Source organism: Uliginosibacterium sediminicola (assembly GCF_039631295.1).
Classification (GTDB): Bacteria; Pseudomonadota; Gammaproteobacteria; order Burkholderiales; family Rhodocyclaceae; genus Viridibacterium; species Viridibacterium sediminicola.
Genome location: NZ_JBDIVE010000001.1, coordinates 93,608 through 106,897, shown reverse-complemented (window position 1 = coordinate 106,897; position 13,290 = coordinate 93,608). Strand labels below are relative to the sequence as shown.

General features: G+C 61.3%; 9 protein-coding genes. 2 read left to right on the top strand and 7 right to left on the bottom strand.

Features of this window, described 5'->3' with window-relative positions; translation table 11 throughout:
- Positions 1–13: 13 nt before the first annotated feature.
- The 4 genes from mgtE to ABDB84_RS00490 form a co-directional block, all read right to left on the bottom strand.
- Positions 14–1,456 (bottom strand): magnesium transporter, encoded by a 1,443-nt coding sequence (gene mgtE, locus ABDB84_RS00505; protein ID WP_345917706.1) that lies wholly within the window; start codon positions 1,454–1,456, stop codon positions 14–16.
- 103 nt (positions 1,457–1,559) lie between these two features.
- Positions 1,560–2,249: a monofunctional biosynthetic peptidoglycan transglycosylase gene (gene mtgA, locus ABDB84_RS00500; RefSeq protein ID WP_345917705.1), complete on the bottom strand. Its 690-nt coding sequence runs from the start codon at positions 2,247–2,249 to the stop codon at positions 1,560–1,562.
- 101 nt (positions 2,250–2,350) lie between these two features.
- Positions 2,351–3,652, bottom strand: a complete 1,302-nt coding sequence (locus tag ABDB84_RS00495) for a cytochrome P450 (protein ID WP_345917704.1) — start codon at positions 3,650–3,652, stop codon at positions 2,351–2,353.
- Positions 3,653–3,682: 30 nt separating this feature from the next.
- Positions 3,683–5,791: a di-heme-cytochrome C peroxidase gene (locus tag ABDB84_RS00490; protein ID WP_345917703.1), complete on the bottom strand. Its 2,109-nt coding sequence runs from the start codon at positions 5,789–5,791 to the stop codon at positions 3,683–3,685.
- 214 nt (positions 5,792–6,005) lie between these two features.
- On the opposite strand from ABDB84_RS00490, the gene ABDB84_RS00485 reads away from it, so the two are divergent.
- Together ABDB84_RS00485 and argG are read left to right on the top strand one after the other, a co-directional pair.
- Complete coding sequence (locus ABDB84_RS00485) at positions 6,006–7,763, top strand: hypothetical protein (protein ID WP_345917702.1); 1,758 nt, start codon at positions 6,006–6,008, stop codon at positions 7,761–7,763.
- A gap of 86 nt (positions 7,764–7,849) precedes the next feature.
- Positions 7,850–9,196 (top strand): argininosuccinate synthase, encoded by a 1,347-nt coding sequence (gene argG, locus ABDB84_RS00480; RefSeq protein ID WP_345917701.1) that lies wholly within the window; start codon positions 7,850–7,852, stop codon positions 9,194–9,196.
- 333 nt (positions 9,197–9,529) lie between these two features.
- On the opposite strand, the gene groL is transcribed toward argG, so the two are convergent.
- The 3 genes from groL to ABDB84_RS00465 form a co-directional block, all read right to left on the bottom strand.
- Complete coding sequence (groL, locus tag ABDB84_RS00475; protein WP_345917700.1) at positions 9,530–11,176, bottom strand: chaperonin GroEL; 1,647 nt, start codon at positions 11,174–11,176, stop codon at positions 9,530–9,532.
- 169 nt (positions 11,177–11,345) lie between these two features.
- Entirely contained in the window at positions 11,346–11,636 is a 291-nt protein-coding gene (gene groES, locus ABDB84_RS00470; protein WP_345917699.1) for a co-chaperone GroES, read from the bottom strand.
- Positions 11,637–12,548: 912 nt separating this feature from the next.
- On the bottom strand, positions 12,549–13,073 hold the full coding sequence (locus tag ABDB84_RS00465; RefSeq protein WP_345917698.1) for an HAD domain-containing protein: 525 nt from the start codon (positions 13,071–13,073) through the stop codon (positions 12,549–12,551).
- Positions 13,074–13,290: the final 217 nt, after the last annotated feature.

Below are 13,290 nucleotides of genomic sequence, written 5' to 3'. Positions count from 1 at the left end.
CGCTGCGCCAGCCTTACATCAGCAGCAGGGTGGCCAGACCGAGGAAGATGAAGAAGCCGCCGGAGTCAGTGCAGGCGGTGATCAGTACCGAAGAGCCCACCGCCGGATCGCGGCCGAGGCGGTACATGGTCATCGGAATCATCACCCCCATGAACGCGGCCAGCAGCAGGTTGAGCGTCATCGCGGCCGTCAGCACCAGACCCAGCGACCAGCTGTGGTAGAGCACGATCGACAGCACGCCGAGCAGGCCGCCCCAGACCAGACCATTGAGCAGGGCGAGGCTCAGCTCCTTGCGCAGCAGGCGCTGGAACATGCCCGGCTGCAGCTGATCCATGGCGATGGCGCGGACGATCATGGTGATGGTCTGGTTGCCGGCATTGCCGCCAATGCCAGCGACGATGGGCATCAGCGCCGCCAGGGCAACAAGCTTGACGATGCTGCCTTCGAAGGCGCCAATCACGCGTGAGGCGACAAAGGCGGTGACCAGATTCACCGCCAGCCAGGCCCAGCGGTTTTTCACCGAGTCCCAGACCGAGGCGAAGATGTCTTCATCTTCGCGCAGACCGGCCTGACCGAGCAGGTCGGCCTCGGACTGTTCGCGGATGTAGTCAACCACGTCAGCCACGGTGAGGCGGCCGATCAGGCGCCGGTCGCGATCCGTCACCGGGGCCGAGACCAGATCGTAGCGTTCGAAAGCGCGTGCGGCGTCGTCGGCCTTGTCGGCCGGATGCAGGCACAGCATGTCGGTGACCATCAGCTCGCCAACCAGCTTGTCGGGGTCGTTAATGAGCAGGCGCTGCAGCGGCAGCACGCCGAGCATGCGCTCTTCGCGGTCGATGACGAAGAGCAGGTCGGTGTGGTCGGGCAGCTCGTCGAAGCGGCGCAGGTAGCGCAGCACGACTTCGAGCGAGACATCCTCGCGCACCGTCACCATGTCGAAGTCCATCAGCGCGCCGACGGCGTCCTCTTCGTAGGACATGGCCGCGCGCAGCTGTTCGCGCTCCTCGGCATCGAGGCCCAGATAGACATCGTCCATCACCTGCTTGGGCAGGTCGGGCGCGAGGTCGGCCAGTTCGTCGGCGTCGAGCTGTTCGGCAGCGGCGACCAGTTCGGCCGGCGCCATCGATTCGATCAGCGACTCGCGCACTGCGTCGGAGACTTCGAGCAGGATTTCGCCATCGCTGTCGGCCTTGACCAGATCCCAGACGAACAGACGGTCGTCGAGTGGCAGCGATTCGAGAATGTAGGCGATGTCCGCCGGATGCAGGGTGTTGAGCTTTTCGGTGATGCGTACCACGTTCTGCTTGTGAACGAGGTTCTCGACCAGTTCGTGGTTCCTCATCTCCTGGCGGTGCACCAGGTCCTCTTCGAGCTTGCGACGGGTGAGCAGGGACTGCACATCACGCAGGGTGTGCTGCATTTCGTCGTGATGGAGTTGTTCGGGTGTGTTGTTCATGCCCGGCGATGCGCAGAGGTTCGAAGGCGCATGGCGGCGCATGCGATGAGGCGCCGAGTTTAACCCAGCTTGTGCGCTGCGAAAGCCTCGTGGCCGGAATTCGCTAGGGCACTTCCGAGAAGTTCATGCGTGACTGCACGCGTGCAGCGTGGGCGGCCAGGCGCGGCGGATAGCTTTTCTCGAATTTGCGCGGATTGGGCAGCATGACCGCGATGCGCGCCGCTTGTGCCGCGCTGAGCTGGGCAGCCGGGATGCCGAAGTAGCGCTGCGCGGCCGCTTCGGCACCGAAGATGCCATTGCCCCACTCGACGACATTGAGATAGATCTCAAGGATGCGGCGCTTGTCCCACACCAGTTCGATCATCACCGTGATGATCGCTTCTTCCGCCTTGCGCCAGTAGCTCTTCGATGGCGTGAGGAAGAGGTTCTTCGCCAGCTGCTGGCTGATCGTCGAGCCGCCGGCGACGGCCTTGCCCTTTTTCTGGTTCTTTTCGAGCGCTTTCTGCATGCCTTCCCAGTCGAAGCCGTCGTGATCGACGAACTTGTCGTCTTCGGCGGCGATCACTGCGCGCTTGAGCTGTACCGAAATCTGCTTGTACGGCACCCAGCGGTATTTAAGCCGCGCTTGCGGATCTTTCTCGCGCAACTCGTCCAGGCGCAGCGACATGAAGCTGGTCTGACTGGGATTGAACCAGTTCCACCACAGCACATGACCGAACAGCCACAGCTGCCAGGCGAGCAGCAGCAGGACGAGTACCAGCAGGGCGCGTTTGAACAGGCGCAGCAAGGACATGATGAAGACGGCGGCCGGACGGAGGCAAGGCCGCAGAGGATTGCAGAGTGCGCCGCTTCAGGCAAGTGCCGGCGTCAAGCCGGGCGCGCCCGCCAAGTGGCTCAGCTCCAGCTCAGCTCGTACACTTCCGGGAACGGCCCTCCCTTGTAGTCGATCGGTGCGCTGGCCTTGAGGCCGGGGCGCAGCAGGATCTGGCGCACCATTTCCGGAATCATCACCATGCCGATGTACTTGCCCAGACATTCGTGCGCGCCAAAGCCGAAGTGGAAATAGTGATACCAGTTGCGGCTGGGGATGAATTGATCCGGGTTCTCGAAGGCGCGCGGGTCGAACATGGCTGACTGGGTGAGCGGCAGTACGTAACTGCCGGCGGGAATCCTGGTCGCGTAAGCGGTGCCCTGACCCAGGGTGTATTCGCTGGCGGCCTGGCGGAATAGGTAGGGCGCCAGTGGCACGAAGCGCAGCGCTTCCCAGACGATGCCGTCGAACTCTCGTGGGTCGGGCAGGCGGGCGGCGGCCTGAGCCTTGGCGAACCACTCCGGGCTGTCGACGAGGTACTGGATGACCTGGGTGACGCATTGTGCGGTGGTCTCGATGGCACCGATCAGCAGGCCGCCGGCATTGACGCCCAGGCGCTGGATGTCGAAATCGACTTCCGCCGGAAAACTGCTGCGCAGCATGCGCGCGACGATGTCGTCGTTTGCCGCCTCCTTGTTGCCGATCAGCTTGTTGAAGGTGGTGCGCAGCCAGTGCCACAAGCCTGTGCCCTTGACCGTGATGAGGCGGTGCGCGATCAGTTCGAGGATGTACTTGTTGAGCTTTTCGCCGGTCTCGGTGTGGCGTGTGCTGATGTGGTCGCGCAGCTCGTCGGCGATGATGTCGAAGGGCTGGTTGTGAAAGGTGTCGTACTGGTTCCAGTACGACCATTCGATCAGGTCCTTGCGTTCGACACCGCTGAAGCCGAAGTACTCCTGCACCAGACCGGCGGGAATGCTGCGGCTGTAGTCGTAGGCCACTTCGAGCTTCTTGCCCGGCGCCTTGTCGAGAATCTCGTTGGCCAGGCGGGCGACCAGGGCGCGCACCCGCGGCAGGTCGTCGCGATTGAGCAGGCCCTGCATGATCGATTTTTCACGGGTGTGCAGGGCATCGTCGTCATGCGCCATCAGGTAGATGCCGTTGCCCATCTTCGGCAGGTAGAGCGCGACGGTGAACAGCTTGGGCTGATTGAGCACTTCGGTGACATCGTCAAAGCGCGCCAGCAGGATGGCGCCGGGCGTCACCAGCACCGGACGCTGCTCGCGCAATTCCTTGAAGAAGGGCAGCGGTTCGCTGTCCATCCACTGCCGCACGAGGCGCAGCTTGTCGGCATCGGGTGTGGCATCGAACTGTTCGAGGTAGCTCATGGTGTCGGACTTTCTGTGATGGCGTGTGGCTTACAGGCTCTTCATGTATTCGAGCAGGTCGAGGCGCTCTTCCCGGCTCAGCGGCTTGAGGCCGCGCGCGGCAAGCGTCGTGTCGTGGATCGTGCCGTATTCATGGCCGGCGTTGCTGTTGGCCGGGAGCTTGGTGTCGAAGACGAAGCCGGCATAGCCCTGGCTCAGATAGCCGCCCTTGACCGGGTCGTATTCACGCGAGCCGACGACGAAGCTGGTGGGCCGGTATTCCTCGCCGGCCGGGTCGCCCTTGCGCTGCTCGGGCAGCAGGATGTCGTACAGCGTCGGGATCGAGCCATTATGCAGATAGGGCGCGGTAGCCCAGATGCCGTTGAGCGCACGACCCTTGTAGGCGACCAGGGAGGCGTAGGGATTGGCGGTGGTGTCCGGGTCGTAGTTGCCGTTCTTGATCGAGGGCTTGATCTCGTTGGTGAAGAAGGCGGTGGCCAGATCGTAGAGCCAGTTGAAGCCGCGCACGATCAGGTTGCCCGAAGGGTAGGGGTCCGCCACCACGCCGGTGGTGGCTTTGGTGAGCAGGGCAGCGACTGGCGCCTTCTTGTCGATCAGGATGTCGCCCGCCGTCAGCGTGGCCACGTACTGGTTGCGCAGGATGCCCGAGAAGCCGGTGGCGGTGACGCTGTTGAGCGCCATTTGCGGATCGGTGCCGATGACCGGCTGCATGGTCATGTTGGCGACGATGCGCCGATCCTCGGCCTTGCGGTCGATCGCGGCGTGGCAGGCGGCGCAGTGGTTGTCGAAGAGGCCTTCACCGCGCTCGACGCGTGTCTTGTCGAGGCTGCCGAGCACATCTTCCGGCCACAGCGGCGATTGCAGGCTGCGCAGCTGCGCTTCGATGCGGCGCAGGTTATGCACGCGTACCGAGGATTCGTAGCTGATGTGGCTGGTGCTGATCGGCTGGCCGCCGATGATCGAGGACAGCGAAAAGCCCGGCTTGTAGCTCCAGTCCAGGGTGCCGAACACGCCGACCACTTCGCCGGCATTGCGACCGACCGGGCCGAGGCCGGCATTGGCCGCCAGACCGTTCCACTGCACATAGTCGTGCTGTGGAATGTCCCACAGGAAGGGGTAGCTGACCGGCGCATTCGGCGAGTTGAAGACGTGGCGGAGGAAGTGCTGGCGTTGCGCCTCGCTGAGTAGCGGCAGTGCGCGTTCGATGACGTGGTCTTCCTGCGGGCCTTCGAGTACCGGCTTGAGCGCCTCGCGCACGGCCTGCAGCTCGGCACGCTGGAACACTTCGGGCAGCATGTCGGCTAGCTGCTGTTTCTGGATCACATGCTCCAGCACGCGGTTGAAGATGCGGCCGAAGGCATCGAGCCGCGCATAGCCGTAGGGCGTGGTGCTGGCATTGATCTGCGTGTAGGCGGCGATGCGGTCACGGTACTTGGCAAGCTCGGTGGTGACCTCGTCGGCCGTCTTGTAGTTTCCACGCGCCAGAACCCGCTCGACGAATTGCGTGCACACCTCGACCTTGCAGTGGCCGGCTGCGTCGAGCTGGGCGGTGGCATTGATGGCCGCCGCCAGGTCGTGCATGAAGCCGTCCATGTCGGCGAGCGTCTGGCCGCCGTCGATGCGCAGCGCCGTACCTTTGTAATTGACCTGGCCGGTGTGGCAGGCGGCGCAGGAAAAGCCCAGATATTCGCGGCCCTTGTAGCTGTCCTTGACGAAGCCGACCGGCAGGCCATCGGGATTGCGCACGCTCGGCTCCTGCGGCAGGTAGCGCCAGCGCTGGATATTGTCGAGTGAGCGGAAGGGCTTGTCGCTGCCTGCGGATTGCAGGCTCAGGAAGAAGTCGTAGGGCAGCAGGTCCGAGCCTTGCGAGGTGGTGTAGAACCACAGGCTTTCGTTGTCTTTCCAGCCCTGGTCGAGATAGCGCACCTGGGTGTAGGCATCGCCGAAAATATCCTGTGTGGCGACGCTGGCGCCACGTTGCGGCGCGTGGTCGCGGAATTCCCAGACGTTCTCGTAGTAGTAGGTGAAGGCGGCGGGGAGGGCGATGAAGACCAGCAGCAGGATCAGCAGAATGCGTGGCCGGACGATCTTGCGCAGCAGCACGCGCAGCTTGATCTTGAGGAAGGATTGTGTGCCCATGCTGACCCCCGTCTCTCTGTTTTAGTCACGGAAGTGTGCACGCAGTGAGCCTGACTGCTTGTATGCCTGCCCTTTTGTCTGGGCGGGCGACATCAGGATTCAGTGCAGAGTCTGTGCTTGGCCGGTGTCGCCGGTGCCGCGCTTGTCGCCTCGCAGAGTGCGCCCCACAATGCCAGGCAGCTGAAATGATCGCAAACGAGTGGAGTGAGCCAGGATGACAACGCCCCCCAAGCAGCTGGATCTCTATGTTGACCAGGCGCGCATGGTCAATTGGTTCAATCCGTTGCAGCTGATCCAGATTGCCATCCGCGCGCTCATCGGCACGGTGTTCGGCGCACATATTGATCGCCGCGAAGTCGAGGCCGCACTCAGCCAGGATATGCCGCGGGTGCATGACTACTCGAAGCGGGATGTATTGTGGTTCGACTACACGGCGGATCTGGGCGATGGCTGGGATTCGGGTTACAGCATCGCCTGGCTGCTGGCCCAGCCACAGCTGGAAGCCGCCGGCCGCAGCCTGCCGCGTGGGGAATTCCTCATCATGGGGGGCGACGAGGTGTATCCGATTGCCTCGCGCGATGCGTATCAGCAAAAGCTTTGCTCGCCTTATGCTGCGGCCTTGCCCTGGAGCGAGGACGCCAACGCGGCGCCGGTGATCTTTGCCTTGCCGGGTAATCATGACTGGTATGACGGGCTGACCAGCTTCCTGCGCGTGTTCTGCCAGCAGCGCTGGATTGGCGGCTGGCGGACCCGTCAGCAGCGCAGCTACTTTGCCATCAAGCTGCCGCACGACTGGTGGCTGTGGGCGGTCGACATCCAGCTGGAAGGCGACATCGATGCGCCGCAGAAAGCGTATTTCGAATCGCTGGCTGAACAGCTTGGCCCCGGCAGCAAGGTCATCATCTGCCCGGCGGTTTCGAGCTGGGTGGAGGCGGGCGATCCGCGCATCCCGCGCGAGGTCGGCCAGGCCGGCGATCACCCCAATCTGCAGTTTCTGGAGCAACGCATTGCCCAGAGCAAGGCAACGCTCAAGCTGAGCCTGTCAGGCGATCTGCATCATTACTCGCATTACATCGCGGCGGATGGCAGCTGCCATCGCATCACCGCTGGCGGTGGCGGCGCCTTCCTGCATGGCACGCATGACTTGCCGGATACGCTTGTGCTGCAAGAGGCTGCGGGCGAGAAGACCTATGCACGCAAAATCGAGTACCCGAGCCAGCCGACGGCGCGTGGCATGCGCTGGCGCAATCTCTTGTTCTGCTTCTACAACCCGGCGTTCTCGCTTTTGCTCGCTGGCGTCTATCTGCTGCTGATCTGGGTCTGGCAGGCGGCCAGCGGGGTGTCGAGTCCGTGTGCGCTGGATGCCTGGCACGTGTTCCGCGATCATCCGGGCGCTGTCTTGTTGTTGCTGTTGCCGATTGGCGGCATGTGGGGATTTGCCAGTGCACCGCCGCGCGCATGGCAGGCGCTTAAAAAAGCTGTCTGGGGCTTGGCGCATGGCTGCGCGCATGTCGGCGTGGCGGCTTTGCTGTGGTGGCTGGCAGCCCAGTTCAGCATGGCTTCGCCCACGCCCTGGCAAGTGCTGCTCATCGTTGCGGGCTTGATCCCGCTGGGCATGCTGCTCGGTGGCACGCTGTTTGGCGTTTATCTGGCGGCGTCGAGCACATTCTCGGGCATGCACGACAATGATGTCTTCGCGTCCTTGCACAGCGCCGACTACAAGAACTTCCTGCGCCTGCGCGTCGATGCCGAAGGGCTGACGATCTACCCCTTCAAGCTTGAACGTGCCTGCCGTAGCTGGCGTTTGAGCAGCGCTGCCAGCCTGGTCAAGGCACCCGGCTGGCTGGCGAGCCGCGTCGGGCGGCGCCTGTGGCGCTTCAAAGTGGCGGAACAGCAGGCGGAAGCCTGGTTTGCGCCGGCCAGCGGCCAGATCGAGGTCGCGCTGATCGAGGCACCGATCCAGCTGCGCTGAGCCGTTCATCCGGTGCGGAGGCTGGGACCGCGCGCGGGGACGGGTTACAATGCGCGCTTGACTTGATTTGGCCTGAGACGTCTGACGTGACTGCAACCATTCTCCAAAAGATTCCCGCCGGCGAGCGCGTCGGCATTGCCTTCTCCGGTGGCCTCGACACCAGCGCTGCCGTGCACTGGATGCGCGGCAAGGGCGCCGTGCCCTGTGCTTACACCGCCAACCTCGGCCAGCCGGACGAGAGCGATTACGAAGAGATTCCGCGCAAGGCCAAGGCCTACGGCGCCGAGATCGCCCGCCTGATCGACTGCCGTGCGCAGCTGGTGGCCGAAGGCATCGCGGCGATCCAGTGCGGCGCCTTCCACATCAAGAGCGGCGGCAACACCTATTTCAACACCACGCCGCTGGGCCGCGCCGTCACGGGCACCGCCCTGGTGGTGGCGATGAAGGAAGACGGCGTCAACATCTGGGGCGACGGTTCGACCTACAAGGGCAACGACATCGAGCGCTTCTACCGCTACGGCCTGCTCGCCAACCCGGCACTGAAAATCTACAAGCCCTGGCTGGACCAGAGCTTCATCGACGAGCTGGGCGGCCGCAAGGAGATGAGCGAATACCTCATCGCCAATGGTTTCGACTACAAGATGAGCGTCGAGAAGGCCTATTCGACCGATTCCAATATGCTCGGCGCAACGCACGAAGCCAAGGATCTGGAATTCCTCAATGCCGGCCTGCACATCGTCAAGCCGATCATGGGCGTGGCTTTCTGGCGTGAGGACGTGGTGGTCAAGGCCGAGACGGTCAGCGTGCGCTTTGAAGAAGGCGTGCCGGTGGCGATCAATGGTCAGAGCTTTGCCGATTCGGTGGCGCTGTTCAATGAAGCCAACATCATTGGCGGCCGCCACGGCCTGGGAACCAGCGACCAGATCGAGAACCGCATCATCGAAGCGAAGAGCCGCGGCATTTACGAAGCACCGGGCATGGCCCTGCTGCACATCGCTTACGAGCGTCTGGTGACCGGCATCCACAACGAAGACACCATCGAGCAATACCGCATGAACGGCATGAAGCTCGGCCGTCTGCTCTACCAGGGCCGCTGGTTCGACCCGCAATGCCTGATGCTGCGCGAAACCGCCCAGCGCTGGGTGGCACGCGCGATCACCGGCGAGGTGACGCTGGAACTGCGTCGCGGCAATGACTACTCGATCCTCAATACCGAAAGCCCGAACCTCACCTACGCGCCTGAGCGTTTGTCGATGGAAAAGGTTGAAGACGCCGCCTTCACGCCGGCTGACCGCATCGGCCAGCTGACCATGCGCAACCTCGATATCAGCGATACGCGTCAGAAGCTGGGCATCTACAGCCGTACCGGCCTGCTCGGCAAGCAATCGGATGGCAGCATTCCCCTGCTGACCGGCGGCGACGACACGCAGTAAGTCGCTGTTTTAGGGACAAAAAGCCTGCTCACTCGGCGCTGATGCAGCGCCTGTAGGCCATCGCATTGTTGTTCCCCGCGATCTAGACGCGAAGGGCGCGAAGGAAAAGCAAAGGTCCGCAAAGGTCCGCAAAGAAGAAGCGATTCATGCTTCTCTTTGCGGACCTTTTGTCTTTCTGCGGACTTTGCGACAAAACACGCCAGCCAGTTCGGCGGGCTTTTCTTGTCCGTCCTCCGCGCTAGGTGCGCAGCCGCCCAAAACGACAAACCCCGCCGAAGCGGGGTTTGTTTAGAGCTGACACACAGCGCACCAGTCGCTGTGTGTTGGGCGCAATTACATGCCCATGCCGCCCATGCCACCCATACCGCCCATGTCGGGCATGCCGCCGCCGGCTGCCTTGTCTTCCGGCAGTTCAGCAACCAGTGCATCGGTGGTCAGGATCAGGCTGGCCACCGAAGCGGCGTTTTGCAGTGCCGAACGGGTCACCTTGGCCGGGTCCAGAACGCCCAGTTCGACCAGATCGCCGTAGGTGTCGTTCGAAGCGTTGTAGCCGAAGTTGCCCGTGCCTTCCAGCACCTTGGCGACGACGACCGAAGGCTCGGCACCGGCGTTCTGCACGATCTGACGCAGCGGCTCTTCAACAGCGCGCAGCACGATCTTGATACCTGCGTCCTGGTCAGCATTGTCACCCTTGAGGGCGCCGATGCCAGCGCGGGCGCGCAGCAGTGCAACACCGCCACCGGCCACAACGCCTTCTTCGACGGCTGCGCGGGTAGCGTGCAGCGCGTCTTCAACGCGAGCCTTCTTTTCCTTCATTTCGATTTCGGTGGCTGCGCCAACCTTGATCACGGCAACGCCGCCGGCCAGCTTGGCCTTGCGTTCTTGCAGCTTTTCACGGTCGTAGTCCGAAGTGGAGGCTTCCGACAGCGCTTCGATTTGCGTCACACGAGCCTGGATGGCTTCTGCCTTGCCAGCGCCGTCGATGATGATGGTGTTTTCCTTGTCGACTTCGATGCGCTTGGCTTGGCCCAGATCGGCCAGGGTGGCCTTTTCCAGCGACAGACCGACTTCTTCAGCGATGACCTGGCCACCGGTGAGGATGGCGATGTCTTCGAGCATGGCCTTGCGGCGGTCGCCGAAGCCCGGAGCCTTGACGGCCACGGTCTTGAGGATGCCACGGATGTTGTTCACCACCAGGGTTGCCAGCGCTTCGCCATCGACATCTTCAGCGATGATCAGCAGCGGACGGCCAGCCTTGGCGACTTGTTCCAGCACCGGCAGCAGGTCGCGGATGTTCGAGATCTTCTTGTCGAAGAGCAGGACAAACGGGTTGTCCAGCGCAGCGATTTGCTTCTCTTGGTTGTTGATGAAGTAGGGCGACAGGTAGCCGCGGTCGAATTGCATACCTTCGACGACATCCAGCTCGTTGTCCAGGCTCTTGCCGTCTTCAACGGTGATCACGCCCGACTTGCCAACCTTGTCCATCGCGTTGGCGATGATGTCGCCGATCGAGCTGTCGCTGTTGGCGGAAATCGAACCGACTTGGGCGATTTCCTTGTTGGTGGTGGTCGGCTTGGCGTTCTTCTTGATCTCGGCAACGATGGCGCTGACAGCCTTGTCGATACCGCGCTTCAGATCGGCCGGGTTGAAACCAGCAGCCACGTACTTGAAGCCTTCGCGCACGATGGCTTGAGCCAGCACGGTTGCGGTGGTGGTGCCGTCACCGGCGTTGTCGGAGGTCTTCGAAGCGACTTCCTTCACCAGCTGTGCGCCCATGTTTTCGAACTTGTCCTTCAGTTCGATTTCCTTGGCGACGGACACACCGTCCTTGGTCACCGTCGGGGCGCCGAAGCTGCGCTCGAGCACCACGTTACGACCCTTCGGGCCCAGCGTAACCTTGACCGCATTGGCCAGGATGTTAACGCCGTTGACGATCTTGGCGCGTGCGTCGTCGCCGAACAGAACTTGTTTAGCTGCCATGTTTATATGACTCCAGAAATTGTGATTCGAATTCAGTAATCGCAGTGCGAAAAACGGGGGAGGCGCGTCGCGAGCGGTTCGAGGTCGATTCGAGAAGCGCAGACGTATGTTCTATACGTCGAGCATCGCAGGATCGAGATCGGGCCGCGCAGTAGCGCAGCACCCGTTTTTACTTTTCGATGACGCCGAGAATATCTTCTTCACGGGCAACCAGGACTTCCTCGCCATTGACCTTGACGGTCTGGCCAGCGTACTTGCCGAACAGGACGCGGTCACCGACCTTGACGTCGAGCGGACGGACGCTGCCGTTTTCGAGGATCTTGCCATTGCCCACTGCCAGCACTTCGCCTTGATCGGGCTTTTCACCTGCGCTGTCGGGGATGACGATACCGCTGGCCGTGGTGCGCTCAGCTTCAATACGCTTGATGATCACGCGGTCATGCAAAGGACGAATACTCATTTTCGCTCCTGAAAAGAAGGATATGTGTTTGAAACAAAAGAAAAAGCCACAAGGCATTTCCCGAAAGGCGGGGGTGCGGCCACGAACTTGCGCGGCGCTGGCTGTTAGCACTCACCCCTGACGAGTGCTAATAATAGGGGCGCCCCCAGGGTATTTCAAGGGGCGCCTTGTAAATTGATGTCGTTTGCAGTTCAACTTGAACCTTTCGCAGTTCAACTTGAACCCTCTATGCGGCGTGGGTTCGTTTGCCACCTGCAAGCCACGCAGCGTTGAGCAGCGAGTTCTTTGTGTGGGAGGCCAAGAAAACTGAGAAACCATCGCTTGCCAGACAAGGGTTTCTGCCGAGCATGGACGCATAACGAGAGAATCCAAGACGCATTAACTGAGAGCTAGCTGTCGTCATTTCGCCTTGACTGGAAAACGAGGTGCGGGAAGCAGGTCGTCCCCATCAACATCCACAGCGGCAAGCTGCAGCCGGTTCATTGAAAAGGCAGCCTATTTACGGAGGTGTTTTAGCGCACTTCGGTTCATGGGTGGCTCAGGTCTTGTAGCGCGTCCAGGCAAGCAACCGCCCTGTCAAGCTACACACGCATCTGTTACTGACTCTGCGGTGAGGCGCTCTCGTACAGGCACGGCGTTCTCCGACTCTCATGATTTCTTGCTTCTGGGCTTACTTGCACGCTGGCGCGGCGAGGCGTTCCGAGAGAGCGTCAACGGGTTAATGGTCGGAATGGGTGCAAATTTGGCGTTGCCAATTCCCCCCCTTTCCACACCCCGCCCAAAATAAAAGGCAATATTTTGCTGTTTATATTCAGGAAATGCACTTAAACGGCAAAATATTGCCTTTTATTGCTCTGTGACAGAGCCGCGGACAGCAAGGTGCTCGTCGCCAGTCTGGCCACCTCACCCTGCCTACACGACCACAGCAAGTCGCTTCTTCAGTGCGCGCAAAGCGGTAGCATCGCTGATACCCTTATCTGAAGGACAAGCGATAAAGCGTGAGTCCGTACGACTTGCCTTGACTACGCTTTCGTTGTCGTCAAGTGCAAGCCATGAGGTTAGCTTAAGGCGCTGCGCACAGCGCAGGATGGAGTCAGCACGTGTCTGCGCACGCATCTCAGTCACACCACTAAACCTGGGGCCAAGAGGTCCTAGAAGACGCACCAAAGCTGCATCATCGAAGAGTGATTGCCAATCAGAGCTGACAACGATGCGCAATTCGGGATAAGGCGCAAGCGCCTCTGCAAGCAGAGGAATGTGTTCGAATAGCCGAGGATTGTCGAGCAGCACATGCGCCTCGAAGTCAAACGCGGCCTCATTCGCGTCGTGTAGAACACCATCAAAGTCGACGAACAGTACCTGCACAGGACCACTATTCGCGGAGCTCACAGTAGACACCTTGAGCCAATTGCAAGCGGCGAGCACCAAATAACGCATATGACGTAGCCTTTGGCACAGCTTGGAACGCAGAAAATGACGAATATCTTGTGCGAGTTTTGGTCATCCACGCCCCCGTTGATTATAAGAAAAAACGCTAGTCTATTACGGATGCACACTTCCAAAACCAACATGTTATGAGCCCTGTCCTACATGGCAGACTTGCCTGAGATGCGTCGTGACTCGGCAGCCTCTTTTTAGGGGGGATTACCGTAAT